The sequence below is a fragment of the Actinoalloteichus spitiensis RMV-1378 genome (assembly GCF_000239155.1).
GTDB lineage: Bacteria > Actinomycetota > Actinomycetes > Mycobacteriales > Pseudonocardiaceae > Actinoalloteichus_B > Actinoalloteichus_B spitiensis.
In genome coordinates, this window is record NZ_AGVX02000151.1 from 1 (window position 1) to 17,789 (window position 17,789).

Sequence of the window (17,789 nt, forward strand, 5' to 3'; positions counted from 1 at the left end):
GGTCGGGGGGTGGGGGTGGGGCGTCCGGATCGTCGGAGGCCAGCTCGACGCCATCCGCCGCCTCCTCCAGGTCTGGATCGGGGAACAGCTCGTCGGGTGCGGGAGGGGGCGTGTCGGGCCGAGCGCCCGGCTCGCCGAACTCCGCCTCCGACTCGGTCTCGGCGAGCCTGACGACCTCGCCCACGCCGCGCCGTTCCACCCCCTGGTGGCGAATCCGCACCGATCCCCACCCCGGTGGGGCGAACCGGTGGCGCGGCCAGATCTTCCGGAAGGCGGCGCTCGAACCCGCCAGCCGACGAATCACTCGTTCGAGGGCCGGATCGAGCCGTTCCGCGTGCGCGCGCAGGCTGCCGAGGAGTTCGGTGCCCATGCGGTCGGCGTCGACGGGGTCCAGGAGCTGGCGCAGGCCGTGGTCGCAGAAGAGCAGCCAGAGCAGGTTGCGCTGTTCGTCCGGGCGGTCGACCAAGCCGCCGAAGAGCGTGTCGGCCGGGCCGTTCCACGCCAACAGGTCGTAGCGCCGGTCCACCACGACGGCCGGCGCCCGGTCCATCGTGCCGAGCAGCAGCCGGGCGCGGTCGTCGAGCGGTTCGCTCGCCGCCGGCGCGTCGGACGCCCGGAGGACCAGACGGTGCAGGTAACCGTGCTCCGCCTCGGTGAGCAGCAGCGCCCTGGCCAGCGCGGCCAGCACGGCCACGGTGGGGCGTCTCCCCCGTCCCTGTTCCAGTCGGGCGTAGTGGTCGACGGAGATGCCGGCACGGCCGGCCACCTCCTCACGGCGCAGCCCGGGCGTGCGGCGGCGACCACTGGCGGTCAGGCCGACGTCGGCCGGACGAAGCTGTTCCCGGCGGTGCCGCAGGAAGTCCCCGAACGTGTTCTCCTGCATTCCCCGATGGTGCGCCCTCCGCGCTGGGTTGGCCAGGGATGCGGGCCCCGGGTCAGGCGGGGGCGCGCTCCCCCGTCGGCCCCACGCGGTCGCGGACCGGCCCGGTGGCACGACGGCACGGAGGGGCGGGCAGCGGAAGCCGGCAGGTCAGGCCCCGGGTGACGTCCCGCCGTGCGGCCCGGCTCCGGTGGGCCCGGTCTGCGTCTCCTGCCACTTCCTGGTCAGCAGCGGGAGCTGACCGCGCAGGAACTCGTAGAAGCGGGCGCTCTCCCGCAGCCGCCCCCCGGCTCGCGTGTCGCCCCCGACCACGCGCACGCCCTCGTTGAGGATGTCCTCGAACTGCCGCAGGAGGTCGGTCCGGCGGACGAGGGTCAGGTACCAGACGTTCTCGTCGACCCAGTAGCGGTCACGACGCTGACCGGGTTCCCGCCCGCGTTCGAGGATGCCGAGCCGCCCCAGGTAGCCGACCGCGCCGGAGATCGCGGCCGCGCTGGCTCCGAGTTCCTCTCCCAGTTCCGCCGCGGTCCGGCTCCGGTCGGCGACCAGCAGGACGATCAACACCCTGGCGGCCATCCGGGGCATCCCGAGGTCCCCCATGTGACGAGCGAACCGTTCGAGGAACCGATCGAACTCGGCGCCGCGCTCGTTGATCCGGGACATCCCCACACCCTTCCGCCCTGTGGTCGGCACAGCCTAGCGACAGCCAAACACTTCATAAAGTTCACGAAATTCGTGAAAAATCGGATACGATCACCGTGGCGTCACCAACCCGACACGCTCCGCCCCGAATTCACTCGTTCGGAAGGACCGAGAGATGACCGACGCGACACCCGTTGCCCCCGGCCTCCCCCTGGAACGCCAGTGCCCCTTCAGCCCACCGCCCGGTCTGAACGAGCTGCGCGACCACCGACCGGTCAGCCGGATGACCTACCCGGACGGCCACGAAGGGTGGCTGGTCACCGGCCACGCCCAGGTCAGGGAGGTTCTGGCCAACCCCCGGTTCAGCTCCCGAGGCGACCTCGCCCGGGCCCCGATCCCCATGGGGCCGATGGCCGAGGGCACGAAACGCTTCATCCCCCGGGGCGCTCTCACCCGGATGGACCCTCCCGAGCACACGCGGTACCGCCGGTTGCTGACCGGGGAGTTCACCGTGCGCCGGATGCGCACGTTGGAGCCGATGATCGAGAGGATCGTCGACCACCAGTTGGACCTGCTCGCGGACCGTGACCAACCGGCCGACCTGGTCGCCGACTTCGCGTTGCCCGTCCCCTCCCTGGTCATCTGCGCCCTGCTCGGGGTTCCCCCGGCCGACCGGCCCCTGTTCGAGCGGCACACGAGAACCCTCTTCACGCTCGACACCCCCCTCGAGGAGCGGAACACCGCGCTCAGGAGCCTGACCACCTACCTCGGTCAGCTCGTGGAGGCCAAGCGCGCGAACCCGGAGGACGACCTGCTCAGCGGACTGGTGGCCGGGGGCGAGCTCGACGACGAGGAACTGGCCACGATCGGCGTCGTGCTGCTGGTGGCAGGCCACGAGACGACGGCGAACATGCTCGCCCACGGCGCCTTCGCGCTGCTCCAGCACCCGGACCAGCTCGCCCTCCTCCGCTCCGACCCCGCCCTGCTGCCCGGCGCGGTCGAGGAACTGCTGCGGTACTTGAGCGTCATCCACGTGGGCCCGATCCGGACCGCCCTCGACGACATCGAGCTGGACGGCCACCTCATCCGGGCCGGGGAGAGCGTCACCGTGTCGGTGCCGGCGGCGAACTGGGACCCCACCCGGTTCCCCGAGCCGGACCGGCTGGACATCACGCGGCGCACCACCGGTCACCTCGCCTTCGGCCACGGGATCCACCAGTGCCTCGGGCAGCAGCTCGCCCGCGTGGAGATGCGGATCGGGTTCGGCTCGCTGCTCAGCAGGTTCCCCGGTCTCCGGCTCGCGGTCACACCGGACGAGGTCCCCCTGCGATCGGACATGGGGATCTACGGTGTCCACCGACTTCCCGTGGCCTGGTGAGCGCATGTGGATCACGGTCGACCGCGAACGGTGCTGCGCGGCGGGCATGTGCGCGCTGACCGCCCCCGCGACCTTCTCCCAGGACGACGAGGACGGCCGGGTGATCGTGCTCCAGGACCACCCGCCGGAGGATGAACGGGAAGCCGTGGCCGAGGCAGCCGAGGTCTGCCCGTGCGGAGTCATCAGCCTCCGGCCATGACCCCCGGCGATGCCCCGCCGGCCCCGTGACGACATCCCGAGGGAAGGGACGCCCACGGACCCCGCGCACGCGCCGGCCGTGCTCCTACCGGGAGGAAGCCGTGGGCGGTCCCACCTCATCGGTGACGGCGGGGAGCGTGCGCGGACCCACTACCGGCACCGGCCGGCGGAGGCCGGTCAGCGATCTTCCGGTCGGCACTCCATCCGGCGGAGCACCAGGATCAGGGCGAGGCCGAGCAGCGCGATCCCGACGGCCCCGGGCACCTGGAGCCGGGCCGGCAGGTGACTGGCCAGCACCCAACCGGACAGCTCGCCTCGGGCCAGCAGGAACAGGGCGACCACTCCCTGGGGGATCAGCAGCAGGAATCCCAGCACCCGCGCGGCCTCCCTCACCGCTGTCCTCCCAGGTCGTGGGGAGGACGCGACGTCGCGCGGCCAGCGGTGCCCCCACCGGCCGGCCCCGTCGCCAACTCGTCCGCACCGGACGGCTCGGACTGGAACAGGGTGGAGTACAGCGGGCCGGCGACCAACCAGATCGCGAGCACCACCGTGAAGCGGGCGGCCCAGCCCCACAGGGCTTCGACGTCACTGCCGGACGGGGACAACACGATCAGCAGGAGCAGCACCGAACACGAGATTCCCCAGGCGAGGACGAGTTTCCGCCACTCCCGCCACTCGTGACGCACCTTCCCCGGGCCGCGACGGGGCGGGCGGACCGGCGGGGGGCCACCGGCGTACCGGTAGGCGAAACGCTGGTCCGCCCACCGCACCATGCTCGGGCCGAAGGCGACGCTGACGCCCAGGTACACCGCGGCGAGACCGTGCACGGCACCGGGGTCGCCACCGCCTCGCAGGTCCACGACGGTCAGGACGAGGATGACGATGTCCACCAGCGGAACCGAGGTCAGCACCAGCCCGCTGAGCCGGCGCTGACGGAGCAGGTACCGCACCGCCAGCCCAACCAGGATCAACAACCAGAAGAGGATCTCGGCGGCCGCGATCGCCACGACCAGGGGGTTCTCCCGCAGCATCTGCCAGAAGTCGCTCACGGCGACCAGCCTGGCCGAGACGGCCCGGGTACCGCGTCGGCGATCAGGTCCGCCTCGTGTCGTCCTCGGGGAGGACGGCCGCCGCTCCGGGGTCCGTCGTGGGGAGGACGTGCCAGGTCGGGCCGCCGTGCTGTGATGTGGCGGTGTCCGGCCCGCTTCGTGTCCTCGCCACCTGGGCGCGCCCGCCCTGGCGCGATCCGCTGATCGCCGTGGCCCTGTTCACCTTCGGCGCGGTGCTCTACGAGGTCCAGGACCTGGCGACGCTGCCGGGTGTGGTCGACCAGCCCTCTCCGTGGGTGCGCCTCCTGGTGCTGGCCGTCTGCTGCTCCGGCAGTCTCCTGCGCGCCCGCCGTCCCCCGCTGGCGCTGGCGATCGGGCTGGTCGGCACCGGAGTGGACCTGGTACTCGGGTTCAGCGCCCCCGTCCTGTTGGTCCTCGCCGACCTGATGTTCGCCGCCGTGCACTACGGCTCCCGCCGGTTGGGGCGCGCGATGGTCGCGGTGGTCCCGGTGACGCTGGTCGGCGCCCTCGTGGTCACCCTGGCCACCACCGGCCGCCTCACCCTCGCGTTCCTCACCGCGGTGCAGGTGGCGGCGATCGTCCTCATCCCCGTGTGGTGGGGCATGAACGTGCGCCAACACCGGGACGCCGCCGCGGCCGAACGCCAGCGCGCGGAGCAGGCCACCCGCATCGCCGAGCTCGACCGGCGGGCGGCGATCACGAACGAGCGGGCGAGGATGGCCAGGGACCTGCACGACGTGGTCGCCGGTCACCTCTCGGCGATCGCGATCCAGTCCGAGGCCGTGCTGTCGATGGCCGACGGGGGCGATCCGGCGACGGTGCGCACGGTGCTGCGATCCATCAGGGAGAACAGCGTCCGCTCCCTCACCGAGATGCGGGCGATGATCGACATGCTGCGCGGCGACGAGGACGGCGGCCGCGAGGTCGCCGCCCCGCCCCGGCTCGCCGAGATCGGCGACCTGGTGGGCTCGGCACGGGCCTCCGGTCTCCAGGTGTCGGTCCGGAACGCGCTGGGGACGACGACGGGGTCGGACGACGTCGCCGAGTCCCCGGGGGGACTGCCCGCGGCTGTGGAACTCGCCGCCTACCGCATCGTGCAGGAGGCGCTGACCAACGCCGTCCGGCACGCCCCCGGCAGCCGGGTCGACCTGGTGCTGGAGCGGACCGTGGACGATGTGCTGGTGACGGTCACCAACACCCTGCCCGCCCGCCACCCGCCAGGCGGTGGAGCCGGACATGGACTGGCAGGTATGCGGGAAAGGGCGAGGGCGACGGGCGGCACCGTGACGGCCGGAGTGGTGGACGGCCGGTGGCGGGTGCGCGCGGCGTTGCCCGTGAGGGGAGACGACAGGTGAGCATCAGGGTTCTGGTGGCGGACGACCACGCCGCCATCCGGGCGGGGCTGGTCCTCATCCTCTCCGGTGCACCGGGGATCGAGGTCGTGGGAGAGGCCGGCGACGGAGCGACGGCGGTACGCCGGGCCGTCGACCTGCGGCCGGACGTCGTGCTCATGGACATCCGGATGCCCGGCACGGACGGCATCGAGGCGACAAGGCAGCTGGTCGGCGCCGGGACCTGCGAGGTGGTGGTCCTGACCACCTTCGACCTGGACGAGTACGTCTACGGAGCGCTGCGCGCCGGTGCCGCCGGCTTCCTGCTCAAGTCCGTCGAGGCCCCGGCGCTGATCGAGGCGGTACGCCTGGTCGCCGCCGGCGAGGGGGTGCTGGCTCCCCAGGTCACCCGCAGGTTGCTGACCGCCTTCGCCGACGCGGCCCCGACCAGGCCACCCACCCGGGACCTCGACCAGCTCACGGAGCGGGAACGGGACGTGCTGGCCTGCCTCGGCGAGGGCATGTCGAACCAGGAGATCGCGGGTCGGCTCCACATCGGGGAGACCACCGTGAAGACCCACGTCTCCCGCGTCCTGGCGAAACTCGAGCTGCGGTCCCGGGTCCAGGCCGCGATCGTCGCCCAGGAGGCCGGGCTCGCCGGCCGGTGACACCAACGGCCCGGTCCTCGCCCGTCCCGCCCGCCCTGGCGCGGGGAACTCGTCGGCGGTCCCTGCGAGGCTCCGCTCGTGACGACCACTGATCTGGCCTTGTTGCGTCGGGCTCGGGACAGGGTGGACCGCGAGTACTGGCTACCCCTGAACGTGCCGCTGCTCGCCCGCACCGCGCTGATGTCCCCGTCGCACTTCTCGCGACGCTTCCGGCAGGTCTACGGGGAGACGCCGCACCAGTACCTGATGACGCGCCGCATCGAGCGTGCGAAGGCGTTGCTGCGCGCGGGCACCCTGTCGGTGACCGAGGTGTGCGTCGCGGTTGGCTGCACCTCGCTCGGCTCGTTCAGCAGCAGGTTCACCGAACTGGTCGGGGAGAGTCCGAGCTCCTACCGGTCGCGGCCGAGGCCGGCGGCCCCCGTGCTCCCCGCCTGCCACCTCCGCCTGCTCGCCAGGCCGAGCAGAAACGGAGAAGCACGGCGGAGCCGCCCCGCCCTACGGTCCCCGGCATGAACCTGACGCTGTCCCACACCTTCCTCTTCGTCGACGACCAGGACGCGGCGCTGACCTTCTACCGGGACGTCCTGGGTCTGGAGGTGCGCTCGGACCACACCTTCGACGACGAGTTCGACAACATGCGGTGGCTGACGGTCGGCCCGGCTGGGCAGCCCGAACTCGAGATCAACCTGTACGCCGGCAGCGCCCTCGTCTCGGCGGAGGACAACCGCGTCCTCCAGGACCTCACGGCCAAGGGAGCGATGCCGGGGGTCATCTTCCTCACCGACGACCTCGACGCCACCTTCGACCGCGTGCGCGCGGCGGGCGCGGAGGTGCTCCAGGAGCCGACCGAGCAGGTCTACGGCGTGCGCGACTGCGCCTTCCGGGACCCGGCCGGGAACATGGTCCGCTTCTCCGCTCGCGCGCGGGACTGACGGCGTGGCAGCGGGGCCGGCCCTGGCCCCGCTGCACGGTCAGGGGGTGATGCCCCCCTCGGCGCGCAGGTTCTGCCCCGTGACCCAGGCGGCGTCCGGCCCGACGAGGAAGGCGACCACGTTCGCGATGTCCTCGGGCTGACCGATCCGACGCAGCGGGGTGGAGGCCGCCAGGGCTTCCAGCGCCTCCGGGGAGTTGGCCTGGCGGAGCATGTCCGTCTCGGTGGCTCCCGGCGAGACGGTGTTGACCGTGATGCCCCGGCTGCCGAGTTCCTTGGCCGCCACCACGGTGAACTGTTCGAGCGCTGCCTTGCTGCCGGCGTAGAGGGCCAGGGTTGGTGACCGCACCACGGTGTTCACCGTGGACAGGGTGACGATCCGCCCGTTGTCCCGCAGGCGTCGACCGGCCTCCTGGATGGCGAAGAACGGACCCCGCACGTTGGTGTCGAACACGTGCTCGTAGTCGTCCTCGGTGGCATCGGCGAAGGTCGGCACGCGGAGGGACGCGGCGTTGAGCACGAGGATGTCCAGTCCGCCGAGCCGTTCCTCCGCCTGGTCGAAGAGCAGGCGGACCTCGTCCACCCTGGCCTGGTCCGCGCGGAGGGCGTGGGCCAGGCCCCCCTGGGACCGCACGCGGTCGACCACGGCGTCGGCCGCCTCGACATCGGACCGGTAGCTGAAAGCGACGGCCGCTCCGTCCGCCGCCAGCCGCTCCACCACGCCTCGGCCGATCCCCCGGGATCCTCCCGTGACCAGAGCGGTCCTCCCGTCGAGCGCGCCCACGTCTCCTCCTGGTCGTCCTGCGGAACTCACGATCGACGGTAGCCAACCGGGAGCCGGGTACCACACCTCCGGGCGGGGGAATACCGCCGCCGGCCCGGAGGTGGGAACCGCCTGCCCGGGCCCGGCTCCGGGCCACGGACCCGAGCTGGCCCCCTCGCGCCACCAGCGGTCCCTCGCGGGGCCCGCTCCCGCCAGCCTGGCCCCGGGTCCGGTCCGGCGGGTCGGCTCGGGCGCAGCCCGGACTCCACGGCCCGCCCACCACCTCAGCCGGCACGGCGCCCTCCCACCACCGGGAGGGTGCTCCCGCCGCCGGCACGCACGCCGCCCCGTCCCCGTGCTCCGCGGCGGCGGCCGTCGGCGGCACGAGGAGCCCGCTCGGGCGGTGCGCGAGTCGCAACCCCTGTCCCGAACCGCCCGGACCGCCCGGACCGCCACCATGCATGCCTGCGTGCTCCGAGGAGGTGCGGGCGTCCGTGCCGCTGACGTCGGGCGAGGACCGCCCGCCCGCAGGTGGACGTCCCGGCGATCCCCGTCGACGACGGCCGTGCCACCGGTACCGGCGGCACGGTGAGCGGCGGGCTGGGACCGCTCATGCGCAGGAGGGGACGAACCGCTCGGCGCGCCCTGGGAGAAACCGCCCAGGCGGCGCGGCCCTGCCGCCCAACCACCATCACCCGGTGCCCGCCGCCGACATCACTCAGACGGGGGATCGGAACGCCGCTCGTCGCAGCGGGAACACAGGTCGGCGCGAAAACTCCGGCTCGGAGCCCCCCGCCGGAGTGACGCCGCTGCTCCTTACGTCGTCTCCCGCCGATGACGTGGTTGTCAGCAGCGCTCCTCGGCGGCGGAGCGGACCGGCGTTCCCACCCGCGAGGACCACGAACCAGGAGACACGTGATGGCCCCACCGACGACCGACCATCTCCCCGTCGCCGGAGTACCGACCGCCCACCACCCGCGCCCGACCGCCTTCCTCTCCAGGACATCGCCACCCGGGGCCGCCCCGACGCCCGACCCGGCCCGCCGCGATCGGGCGGAGCGGTCGTGACCGGCGAACCGGACGTCCGCGTCCACGGCAGGGAACTGCTGTGCGAACGTTCCCGACTGGTCACCGTGGCCGCGGACCGGGCGGGGAGCCGGGTGCTGCTGCACGTGGGGACCACCCCGCACGCCGGTCTCATCCAGCTCACACCGGAGCTGGCGCGGAGGGCCGCCGACGCGATCAGGTTGGGCTCCACCACGGAGTTGGAAGGCACCTGCCTCACCGGACGGCGCTGGCTGACCATCGAGCACACCCGGTGGCGGATGTTGACAGGCCTGGCGGTACGTGGCCCCTACACGAACGAGGAGCCGATCGGCGTCGAACGCAGCCAGGCCGGGCTGCTGGCGGACGCGCTGGACCGGGTCGCCGGCACGATCGCCTCCCACCGCGCGCACCGGGCGACCCCGGGCGGGGACGATCTGCTGTGGGTGCGGAGGCACGGCAGGTGGCTGCCCCCGAGGCACCACACCGAGGAACGCTGCTGGCAGCTGTGGTTGGACGCGGTGCCGGCGGGCTCCCCGTACGCGAGCCTGGCGCCAGGAACCCGGTACGGGGTGTGCGACGGCCACCGGGCACGCACCCGGCGAATCCGACAACTCGTCACGGTGGACCGGGTCCTGCGGTGCACCGTGAGCACGCCGGAGCAGGCCGAAGCGGAACTGGTCGCGTTCCTCGGCGCGGTCGGACGCGACCTGACCGTCGAGAGCTGGCAACGGGACGCCCAGGCGAACAGGTTCACCGTCGACCGGCCCTACCAGCTCTGCGCGTGGACGCACGGCGATCCCGAGACCGTGAGCCTGGCGCTGCCGGAGGGGTCCCGCTTCTCCCCGAGCGGCTGGTTGCGGATCAGCGGTTCCCAACTGACCGAGGACTGAGAACCGCGCCCCGCCGACACCTCGGGCGCTGGCCGTGCGCCGGTACCCGGCCGCGACACCGGCCTCGCCGCCGCCCGAGGAGTGGCAGGCCCCGTCATCCCGCGAGGCCCTCACGTGCGCGGCTCCACCCGCTCCCCACGCGGGCGCCTCCCGGGAGCGGCCGACCGAGCGTGGTCCGGTCGCCGGAGAACGATGGACAGAACCCGCTCCCCGGGGCCGGCGCGCCGGTTAGTGTGCGGTGATCCGGACAGGGGAAGCCGCCGCCCGGCGGTGGCTGGTCGAAAGGGACTCGCCATGAGCGTCGTGGTGGCCGTCAGCCGAAGCGCGACCCACACCTTCACCAAACCCGCGCAGCGGAGCATCCGCCTCCTCCCCGGGTTGGGGGTCGAGGGCGACGCGCACGCGGGAACCACGGTCCGCCACCGGTCGAGGGTCGCGAAGGATCCGACCCGGCCGAACCTGCGGCAGGTCCACCTGATCGGCCAGGAGCTGTTGAGCGAGTTGGGGGACCTCGGCTACCGGGTCGCGCCCGGGGAACTCGGGGAGAACGTGACCACCTCGGGGATCGACCTGCTGGCGTTACCGACCGACACGCTGCTCGTCTTCCCCGGTGGGGCCGCGGTCCGGGTGACCGGTCTCCGCAACCCCTGCCACCAGATCAACCGCTTCCGCCCTGGTCTGCTCGGTGAGGTGATCGGCAAGGACGAACGGGGCGAGGTGGTGCGGCGCGCGGGGATCATGGGCGTGGTCGCCCGAGGTGGGGAGATCAGACCGGGAGACGCCATCACCGTCGACCTGCCCGCCGCGCCGCACTCCCCGCTGGCCGTGGTCTGAGGCCAGTCCGGGCGGGATCAGCCGAACTCCGCCCGCAGCGCTGGCAGCAGTTCCCGTTCGGCGAACCGGAAGAACTCGTCCTGCCGGTCCGGGCCGGCCTGGACGAGCGCGACATCGGTGAAGCCCGCCTCGATGAACGGTCGGACCGCGGCCACGTGGCGGGCGACGTCAGGCCCGCAGGGGATGGTCGCGGCGACGTCCTCGGGGCGGACGAACTGGCTGGCCGCGGCGAAGCCGGCGGTGGAGGGGATCTCCGAGTTGACCTTCCACCCCCCGCCGAACCAGCGGAACAGGCGGTGCGCCCGCTGCTTCGCCTCCTCCGTGTCCGGACCGTAGGCGAGCGGCTGCTGGCCGATCTTGCGGCTCGCCGGCCGACCCGGACGCGCCTCGTCCCACAGCCGCACCAGTTCGGCCTTGGGTTCGGTGGCCACGAGGTGGTCGCCGAGGGGGCCGAAGACGGTGCAGGACTGGCGGCCGGACACGGCCATCGCCAGCGGAACCCGCTGCTCGGGCAGGTCCCACAGTTTGGCCGAGTCGACCCGGTAGTGCTCACCGACGTAGTTGACGTAGCCGCCGTCGAAGAGCGCGGAGATGATCTCGCAGGCCTCGGCGAGCATCTCGTGCCGCACGTTGACCGGGGGCCAGTCCAGGCCCACCACGTGCTCGTTGAGGTTCTCCCCCGCGCCCAGCCCGAGGGTGAACCGGCCCTCGGAGAGCAGTTGCAGGGTCGCGGCCTTCTGCGCGACGACCGCCGGGTGGTACCGGATCGTCGGACAGGTCACGTAGGTCATCAGCCGCATCCGCTCGGTGACGTGCGCCACCGCCCCGAGAACGGCCCAGCAGTACGCGGAGTGCCCCAGCTCGTCCAGCCACGGGAAGTAGTGGTCACTGCTGACGGCGAAGTCGAAGCCGGCCCGTTCGGCCGCGACCGCGTCCCGGACCAACTGCCGAGGATCTGCCTGCTCGGTGAAGAGCGTGTACCCGAAGTCAACCACTCGACGACCGTGGCACGCGCCGCCAGCTCTCGCAGGGCGACGCCCCCGCGTTCACCCCGCCGATGCCGACATCGGGGCGTGGCGACCCGACCGGGTCAGCCCCACCACGCCACCGCCCCTGCCCGCCAGCGGCGACACGCCTCCCGGAGTGGCGAGGTCACCGGGTGCAGACACGCAGCAGCGCCCACAGTTGCGCGACGGCGTCGAAGTCACCGTCGACGGTGACCGCCCGGTCGGGAAGCCGGCCCCACAGCCAGAGCAGCACCGAGGAGGGGTCGCCGGACACCGTGGCGTCGACGGGACCTCCCGGGCCGGGCCCGACCCGGTGGACCTTCGACCCCCGGGCCCCGGCGACGGCGTGCCAGGACCGCCCACCAGCGCGGACGGCGACCACCGCCTCGCGGGAGGCCGTGATCGCGAGCTCGGCGAGTCGGTGGCCGAAGTACAGGAAGAGGATCTCGTCGATGCCGTCCACGGCGATCGAGGACTCGACGGGACCCACGTCGACGAGGGACGCCGCCTCCACGTCAACCCGGTGCACCGTGGTCTCGTGGGCCATCCGCCGGTACCAGAAGCCGCAGCGGGGGTCGGCGGGCCACAGGGTGGGGCAGGGTTCCGCCGGCTCCCTGGTCGCGAGCACCGCCATCAGTTCGGTCAGGCCGCCGTGGACGTACTCGGCGAGCTCGGGCCCCCGTTGGGGAACCGGGTGCGCGGCTCCGTCGTCGCCGACACCGCGCAGGCAGCGGGCCACCTCCCGGTGCACCCTGCCGACGTGCCGCGCCGTGTCGCCCAGGGTGCGGCCGGGGCACCCAGGGACCTCCCCGTCCGGATCGGCGGCGGGCAGCGCCCGCACCAGGGCCGCGCCCTCCGCGCCCACGGTGGTGAACAGGTTCTCGTAGTCCACGAGTGGAGCCGTCGTCACGCTCCCACCTTCCCCGTGCGGGGCCGAACCCGCAGTGTGGAATCGATCAGGGTGAGGAACTGGTCGGTCCGGTGGAGGAGTTCGTCGGCGGCCCGCTGGTGGGCCAGCCGGTGCACACCCGCGTCCACCGCCGCCCGCCGGTCCGAGCACGACTGGAAGAACGTGGCCCACCCGCCGAGCTCGGGAGCCGCGTCGGTGAGCAGCACCCAGACGCTGGTGGGGCCTCGGACGACCGACGGGCGAGCCCGAGCCGCCACCAACGCCGCGGCACCCTGCACGGCCGCCAGGTAGGCGGCGGAGTACCTGCGGGCGGGAGCGGACGCGCGGGCTGCCTCGTCCAGCGCGGACCTCGCGCGGCGCAGGAGCTGCTCGACCGCGAGGGACGTCGGGGCATCGGGTGGGGTGGTGGCCGGGAGCGGACCGGGCCGGAGGCCCCGACCACAGGACGGGCCCGGCGCCGGGCCTGGTACGAGGTCGGTCCGCCGGTGCGCAGAGGTGGACATCGGACTCCTCCCGGGTGGTGCCGCGACGGCTTCCGAGAACGCCGTCCCGGTGGTCGGGGTGCTTCCCCCACCCCGACCACCGGGCGGACGGAAGGGCCGGGCGCGACCCGACCCATGATCGAACACCTGTTCGAACGCGGTCAGCCTAGCCCGCCACATCCCCCTCGCTCAAGTCGTGGTCTGATGGTTGCCGTGAACTCGGTGACACACCCGGGGGTGCTGACCGTGGTCGAACTCCTCCGGTCGACCGGTATGAGCGGCTGCGCCGACGGCCTGCGGTTCCTCGACGCCGACGTCCGCACGGCCGCCCAGGCCGCGGCCCAGGTGGGTGTCGAGGTGGGCGCGATCGCCAACAGCCTCGTGTTCGACGCCGACGGGGCGCCGCTGCTGGTGATGACCTCCGGAGCGCACCGCGCGGACGTGGCCGTGCTGGCCCGCCTCGTCGGCGCGACCCGAGTACGCCGGGCCACGCCCGAGTTCGTCCGACATCACACCGGGCAGGCCATCGGCGGGGTCGCCCCCGTCGGCCACCCGACCCGCATCGCCACCCTCGTCGACACGGCCCTCCGCCGCCACCCGGTCGTCTGGGCCGCGGCGGGGCACCCCCGCTCGCTGTTCCCCCTCACGGTCGACCAGCTCGTCACGGTCACCGGGGGGAGGGAGGTCAGCGTCACGGAGGTGAGTGCTCCCCCGACTCCCGAACAGGAGGACGCCCCGAGGTGACCGTGCTCCCGGAGACCCCCGGCCCGGTTCGGATCGTCGCACTCGGCCCGGAGGGGATGCGGGCCAGGCTGACCGAGGCCCTCGGCATCTACGTGTCCGCCATGCGCTACCCGCCCAGCGCCGTCCACCAGCGGGCGTCGACCTGGATGTCCCACATCAGCCGACCGGGATGGCGCGCCTTCGCCGCGCTGCGGGGCGAGGACATGGTCGGCGTCGCCTACGGCTACCTGGGCGGTTCGGGTCAGTGGTGGTACGAACAGGTGCTGCGCGGCCTCACCGAGTCCGGGGAACACCAGGCGGCGGCCGAGTGGCTGGCCGACTACTTCGAACTCACCGAACTCCACGTGTCCCCGGCCGCGCAGGGCCGGGGCACGGGGGAACGCCTGCTGCGGGCGCTGCTGGGCGACCTCACCTGCTCACGTGTCCTGCTGTCCACCCCCGAGGGGCCGAGCCGCGCGTGGCGCCTCTACCGCCGGATGGGCTTCGAGGACGTGCTGCGCCACCACCGCTTCGCCGGGGATCCGCGTCCCTTCGCCGTGCTGGGACGCCCGCTGCCGCTCTGAGGCACCGCCCTCCCGCCCGCCTCAGATCGAGCTCAGCTGCCGGCGGAGCACGTCCAACCCCAGTCCCCCGAGTTCCAGGGCGCGGCGGTGGAAGGTCTGGAGGTCGAACTGGTCTCCCTGCCGCCGACGGACCTCGTCCCTGGCCTGGAGCCACAGCCGCTCACCGAGCTTGTAGGCCGGCGCCTGCCCCGGCCACCCCAGGTAGCGGTCGATCTCGTCCCGCACCAACGGCGGGTCCTCGATGGTCCGGGTGAGCATGAACTCCAGGCCCAGCTCCGGGGTCCACCGCTCCCCGTCGTGGAAGCCGTACCCGGCGGGGATCTCCAGTTCCAGGTGCATCCCGATGTCGACGATGACGCGGGCCGCCCGCAGGAGCTGCGCGTTGAGCATCCCCAGCAGGTCCCCGTCGTCGGACAGGTAGCCGAGCTCCCGCATCAGGCGCTCCGCGTACAGCGCCCATCCCTCCCCGTGGCCGGAGGTCCAGCACATCAACCGCTGCCACTGGTTGAGGTTCTCCGACTGGTCCACCGCCGTGGCGATCTGGAGGTGGTGGCCAGGGACTCCCTCGTGGTAGACGGTCGTGACCTCACGCCAGGTGGAGAACTCCTCCTTGTCGGCGGGCACCGACCACCACATCCGGCCCGGCCGGCTGAAGTCCTCGCTGGGGTTGGTGTAGTAGGCGCCGTTCCCCCCGCCCGGGGGAGCGATCCGGCACTCGAGGTTCATCAACCGGTCCGGGATGTGGAAGTGCTTGCCCCTCAGCTCCGCGAGCGCGGCGTCCGACAGCTGCTGCATCCACCGCTGGAACGCGTCCTGCCCGTGAACCCGGTACCGGGGGTCGTTGTCCAGGGCCCCCGCGACCTCGGCGAGGGTGCCCCCCGCCTTGATGCGGCCGGCGACCTCCTTCATCTCGGCCTCGATGCGGGCGAACTCCTCCCACCCCCACTGGTACGCCTCCAGCAGGTCGAGCTCGGCTCCGACGAAGTAGCGGGACCACAGCTGGTAGACGTCCCGCCCCACCGCGTCCTTCCTCGGGGCCAGCGGGGCGAGCTCCTCACGCAGGAACCGGGCCAGCTCGCCGTAGGCCTCCGAGGCCGCCCGGGCTCCCTCCGCGAGGTCGGACCGCAACGACCCGCTCGTGTCCGGCACCGCCTCGGCACCCGCCACCAACGAGCCGAAGAAGGAGGGGGTTCCCCGCTGGCCGGCCCAGGTCTCGCACTGCTCAGCGGTCCTGGTGACCTGCCGGAGCGCGGACACCCTGCCCTCCTGCGCTGCCTTCGTCAGCGAGGCCCGCAGCCCGGACAGCGTCTCCGGCACCGCCCGGAGCCGCGCGGAGATCACGGCCCAGTCCTCCGACGTCGCGGTGGGCATCAGGTCGAAGACCTGGCGGACGTCCTGCACCGGGCTCGCGATGACGTTGAGGGCGGACAGGTCCAGCCCGGCGTCGTGCAGCTCGACCTGGAGACCGACCCGCTCCTCGAAGGCCTCCCGCGCGACCCGCTCACCCGCGTCGACCGGTTCCGCCGCCCGGACCGAGGCCAGCGCCGCCCTGGCCAGCTCGCCTCGCCGTTCGTAGCCCTCGGGGGAGAAGTCCGTCAACCTGTCGTCGTGACCGCTGAGGCCCATGTGCGTCGCCTCGATCGGTTCGAGCGCGGCGTAGTCCTCGACGTACTTGTCACTGAGCTGGTGCACACCCTGCGGACTGGAAGCCATGGCTGGCACGCTACCGCGCCAGCCCCGCCTTCCCTTAGCCGGTTTGGCCGCACCGCCACCCGCGCGACCCGATGTGTACACGCCACGACGAACACCCTCCGCAGGCAGCGACTCTCGTTCAGGCGACACCCTTGCGGGGTTGGACGGTGGGGCAGTCGGCACCCTGTGGGGGACGGTCCACGGCGCGCGGATCCGCGGGGGTAGCTGGCACGATGACGCAATGAACCCGGTGCCTCGATCCCCGCGTGTCCGATCGGGACGGCTGCTGACCGCCGCGGTGTTGACGCTGGTCGGCCTGGTTCTCACCGGTTGCCTCCGGGTCGATGTGTCCCTGGAGGTGTCCGAGAACGCCCGGATCTCGGGTCACGCCGTGGTAGCCGTACGTCCCGTGCAGGTCGGCGACGTCGGGCCCCAGCTCCAGGCGCCAGCCAAGTTGGACGCCAAGGTGGAGTCGGAGCCCTACGACGCGGACGGTTACGTCGGGACCCGCCTGACCTTCTCCGAGCTGACCACCGAAGAGTTCCGCCACCTGGTGGAGGGGGGCCCGTGGGGAGACCGGTACCGGCTCACCGTCCGGCAGGTGAACGAGACCCTCTCCGTGCACGGTTCCCTCGACCTGACGCAGATCCCCCAGGAGGACGCGGACCTCGGCGTGGTCGCCGAGTTCCCCTACGAGGTGAGCCGCACCGACGGCGACGCCGAGGGAACGCGGGTCAGCTGGTCGCCGGAACCAGGTCGCGTCTACAACCTGAACGCGTCCGTGCGCTCCTCCGGGCAGGACTCCGTCTGGGCCCAGGGCGTGGTGATGATCGGAGGGCTCACGGGGAGCGCGACGGTGTTCGTGCTGATGATGGCCCTGGTCTCCCGCCGCCGCAGCAGGATGCTCCCGAACGGCGAGACGCCGTTCTGATCCGCCTCCGGCGTCGCCGCACCCGTCCCCGGCCCGAGCGCCCGTCGCCTCAGACCCGGGTGGGAGCGAGTCCGAGCCGGCTGATCACCTCGCGGGTCGCCGTGGACCTGTTCAGGGTGTAGAAGTGCAGACCCCGGACCCCTTCGGCCAGCAGTCGTTCGGACAGCTCCGTCACCACGTCGATCCCGGCGGCGCGGAACGCCTTCGGATCGTCCTGGTGGGGAGCTAGCCGACGTTCCAGGGACGGGGGGACGACCGCCCCGGACAGCTCGACGGTCTTGTCCAGTGTCCTGACCGTGGTCAGCGGCATGACACCTGGCAGCAGCGGGACGTCACAGCCCCGGCTGGCCAGCCGGTCGCGCAGCCGGAGGAAGTCGTCGGCCTCGAAGAACAGCTGGGCGATGGCGAAGTCGGCACCCGCCCTGATCTTGTCGACGAGGTGGGTGGTGTCGGTGTCGAGGTCCCCCGACCTCGGGTGGCCGTAGGGGAAGGCGGCCACGCCCACGCAGAAGGGGCCGAGCGAACGCACCAGCCGCACCAGCTCCGAGGCGTAGGTGATGCCCTCCGGATGCGCGATCCACTCACCGAGGGGGTCGCCGGGCGGGTCCCCCCGGACGGCGAGGACGTTGTGCACCCCCACCGCCGCGTACCATCCGATCACGTTCCGCAGCTCCGCCAGCGAGTGGTTGACGCCGGTGAGGTGCGCCATCGGGACCAGCGTGGTCTCCTGGGCGATGCGGCCGGTGGTGCGGATGGTCCGGTCCCTGCTGGACCCGCCCGCACCGTAGGTGATGGACACGAACGCCGGGTCGAGTGGCTCCAGCCCCC

Annotated in this window: 21 protein-coding genes; 11 read left to right on the plus strand and 10 right to left on the minus strand. The window is 72.8% G+C overall.

All coding sequences use genetic code 11. The features are described from left to right. Nucleotides 1-883 (minus strand): MmyB family transcriptional regulator (locus ACTIDRAF_RS27805; protein WP_016698203.1); only part of this gene is annotated, 883 nt, incomplete at its 3' end. Nucleotides 884-1,030: 147 nt separating this feature from the next. Further along, nucleotides 1,031-1,543: a GbsR/MarR family transcriptional regulator gene (locus tag ACTIDRAF_RS0207990; RefSeq protein ID WP_016698204.1), complete on the minus strand. Its 513-nt coding sequence runs from the start codon at nucleotides 1,541-1,543 to the stop codon at nucleotides 1,031-1,033. A 154-nt stretch (nucleotides 1,544-1,697) separates the two neighbouring features. Here ACTIDRAF_RS0207990 and ACTIDRAF_RS0207995 point away from each other — a divergent pair, with 154 nt between their 5' ends. Together ACTIDRAF_RS0207995 and ACTIDRAF_RS0208000 are read left to right on the plus strand one after the other, a co-directional pair. Then, on the plus strand, nucleotides 1,698-2,900 hold the full coding sequence (locus tag ACTIDRAF_RS0207995; RefSeq protein ID WP_016698205.1) for a cytochrome P450: 1,203 nt from the start codon (nucleotides 1,698-1,700) through the stop codon (nucleotides 2,898-2,900). Continuing rightward, nucleotides 2,872-3,099, plus strand: a complete 228-nt coding sequence (locus ACTIDRAF_RS0208000) for a ferredoxin (protein ID WP_342626678.1) — start codon at nucleotides 2,872-2,874, stop codon at nucleotides 3,097-3,099. The genes ACTIDRAF_RS0207995 and ACTIDRAF_RS0208000 overlap by 29 nt, the downstream gene beginning before the upstream one ends. A gap of 176 nt (nucleotides 3,100-3,275) precedes the next feature. Here the strand turns inward: ACTIDRAF_RS0208000 and ACTIDRAF_RS0208005 are convergent, their stop codons facing one another. Together ACTIDRAF_RS0208005 and ACTIDRAF_RS0208010 are read right to left on the minus strand one after the other, a co-directional pair. Continuing rightward, entirely contained in the window at nucleotides 3,276-3,491 is a 216-nt protein-coding gene (locus tag ACTIDRAF_RS0208005; RefSeq protein WP_016698207.1) for a hypothetical protein, read from the minus strand. Next, the gene (locus ACTIDRAF_RS0208010; protein WP_016698208.1) at nucleotides 3,488-4,147 is read right to left on the minus strand and encodes a hypothetical protein; all 660 of its coding nucleotides are present in this window, start codon (nucleotides 4,145-4,147) and stop codon (nucleotides 3,488-3,490) included. The genes ACTIDRAF_RS0208005 and ACTIDRAF_RS0208010 overlap by 4 nt, the downstream gene beginning before the upstream one ends. Nucleotides 4,148-4,290: 143 nt before the next feature. Between ACTIDRAF_RS0208010 and ACTIDRAF_RS0208015 the strand changes: the two genes are divergently transcribed. The 4 genes from ACTIDRAF_RS0208015 (at nucleotide 4,291) to ACTIDRAF_RS0208030 (ending at nucleotide 7,099) form a co-directional block, all read left to right on the plus strand. Continuing rightward, entirely contained in the window at nucleotides 4,291-5,523 is a 1,233-nt protein-coding gene (locus tag ACTIDRAF_RS0208015; protein WP_039786319.1) for a sensor histidine kinase, read from the plus strand. Next, nucleotides 5,520-6,167 carry a response regulator gene (locus ACTIDRAF_RS0208020; protein WP_016698210.1) on the plus strand — a complete coding sequence of 216 codons (648 nt, stop codon included), beginning with the start codon at nucleotides 5,520-5,522 and terminating at the stop codon, nucleotides 6,165-6,167. The genes ACTIDRAF_RS0208015 and ACTIDRAF_RS0208020 overlap by 4 nt, the downstream gene beginning before the upstream one ends. Nucleotides 6,168-6,245: 78 nt before the next feature. Continuing rightward, the gene (locus tag ACTIDRAF_RS0208025; protein ID WP_016698211.1) at nucleotides 6,246-6,680 is read left to right on the plus strand and encodes a helix-turn-helix transcriptional regulator; all 435 of its coding nucleotides are present in this window, start codon (nucleotides 6,246-6,248) and stop codon (nucleotides 6,678-6,680) included. Further along, entirely contained in the window at nucleotides 6,677-7,099 is a 423-nt protein-coding gene (locus ACTIDRAF_RS0208030; protein ID WP_016698213.1) for a VOC family protein, read from the plus strand. Before ACTIDRAF_RS0208025 ends, ACTIDRAF_RS0208030 begins: the two co-directional genes overlap by 4 nt. Nucleotides 7,100-7,138: 39 nt before the next feature. Here the strand turns inward: ACTIDRAF_RS0208030 and ACTIDRAF_RS0208035 are convergent, their stop codons facing one another. Then, entirely contained in the window at nucleotides 7,139-7,882 is a 744-nt protein-coding gene (locus ACTIDRAF_RS0208035; RefSeq protein WP_016698214.1) for an SDR family oxidoreductase, read from the minus strand. Between the two features lie 1,043 nt (nucleotides 7,883-8,925). Between ACTIDRAF_RS0208035 and ACTIDRAF_RS0208040 the strand changes: the two genes are divergently transcribed. Further along, on the plus strand, nucleotides 8,926-9,798 hold the full coding sequence (locus tag ACTIDRAF_RS0208040; RefSeq protein ID WP_016698215.1) for a hypothetical protein: 873 nt from the start codon (nucleotides 8,926-8,928) through the stop codon (nucleotides 9,796-9,798). A 294-nt stretch (nucleotides 9,799-10,092) separates the two neighbouring features. Then, nucleotides 10,093-10,632, plus strand: a complete 540-nt coding sequence (locus ACTIDRAF_RS0208045; protein ID WP_016698216.1) for an MOSC domain-containing protein — start codon at nucleotides 10,093-10,095, stop codon at nucleotides 10,630-10,632. Between the two features lie 17 nt (nucleotides 10,633-10,649). Here ACTIDRAF_RS0208045 and ACTIDRAF_RS0208050 read toward each other — a convergent pair whose 3' ends face one another. The 3 genes from ACTIDRAF_RS0208050 to ACTIDRAF_RS27810 all read right to left on the minus strand — a co-directional run bounded on the left by ACTIDRAF_RS0208050 (nucleotide 10,650) and on the right by ACTIDRAF_RS27810 (nucleotide 13,052). Next, on the minus strand, nucleotides 10,650-11,627 hold the full coding sequence (locus ACTIDRAF_RS0208050) for a TIGR03557 family F420-dependent LLM class oxidoreductase (RefSeq protein ID WP_016698217.1): 978 nt from the start codon (nucleotides 11,625-11,627) through the stop codon (nucleotides 10,650-10,652). A gap of 157 nt (nucleotides 11,628-11,784) precedes the next feature. Then, complete coding sequence (locus ACTIDRAF_RS0208055) at nucleotides 11,785-12,549, minus strand: maleylpyruvate isomerase N-terminal domain-containing protein (protein ID WP_016698218.1); 765 nt, start codon at nucleotides 12,547-12,549, stop codon at nucleotides 11,785-11,787. After that, a complete protein-coding gene (locus ACTIDRAF_RS27810) occupies nucleotides 12,546-13,052 on the minus strand; it encodes an SAV_6107 family HEPN domain-containing protein (RefSeq protein WP_016698219.1) in 507 nt (168 codons plus the stop codon). Before ACTIDRAF_RS27810 ends, ACTIDRAF_RS0208055 begins: the two co-directional genes overlap by 4 nt. Nucleotides 13,053-13,235: 183 nt before the next feature. On the opposite strand from ACTIDRAF_RS27810, the gene ACTIDRAF_RS0208065 reads away from it, so the two are divergent. Further along, the gene (locus ACTIDRAF_RS0208065; protein ID WP_016698220.1) at nucleotides 13,236-13,775 is read left to right on the plus strand and encodes a YbaK/EbsC family protein; all 540 of its coding nucleotides are present in this window, start codon (nucleotides 13,236-13,238) and stop codon (nucleotides 13,773-13,775) included. Next, a complete protein-coding gene (locus tag ACTIDRAF_RS0208070; RefSeq protein WP_016698221.1) occupies nucleotides 13,772-14,338 on the plus strand; it encodes a GNAT family N-acetyltransferase in 567 nt (188 codons plus the stop codon). Before ACTIDRAF_RS0208065 ends, ACTIDRAF_RS0208070 begins: the two co-directional genes overlap by 4 nt. Nucleotides 14,339-14,359: 21 nt before the next feature. Here ACTIDRAF_RS0208070 and ACTIDRAF_RS0208075 read toward each other — a convergent pair whose 3' ends face one another. Beyond that, nucleotides 14,360-16,051 carry a DUF885 domain-containing protein gene (locus ACTIDRAF_RS0208075; RefSeq protein ID WP_026065891.1) on the minus strand — a complete coding sequence of 564 codons (1,692 nt, stop codon included), beginning with the start codon at nucleotides 16,049-16,051 and terminating at the stop codon, nucleotides 14,360-14,362. Nucleotides 16,052-16,271: 220 nt separating this feature from the next. Here ACTIDRAF_RS0208075 and ACTIDRAF_RS27815 point away from each other — a divergent pair, with 220 nt between their 5' ends. Then, nucleotides 16,272-16,961: an LppM family (lipo)protein gene (locus ACTIDRAF_RS27815; protein WP_016698223.1), complete on the plus strand. Its 690-nt coding sequence runs from the start codon at nucleotides 16,272-16,274 to the stop codon at nucleotides 16,959-16,961. A 49-nt stretch (nucleotides 16,962-17,010) separates the two neighbouring features. Here the strand turns inward: ACTIDRAF_RS27815 and ACTIDRAF_RS0208085 are convergent. Next, on the minus strand, nucleotides 17,011-17,789 hold a 779-nt coding region (locus tag ACTIDRAF_RS0208085; protein WP_016698224.1), incomplete at its 5' end, for a methylenetetrahydrofolate reductase.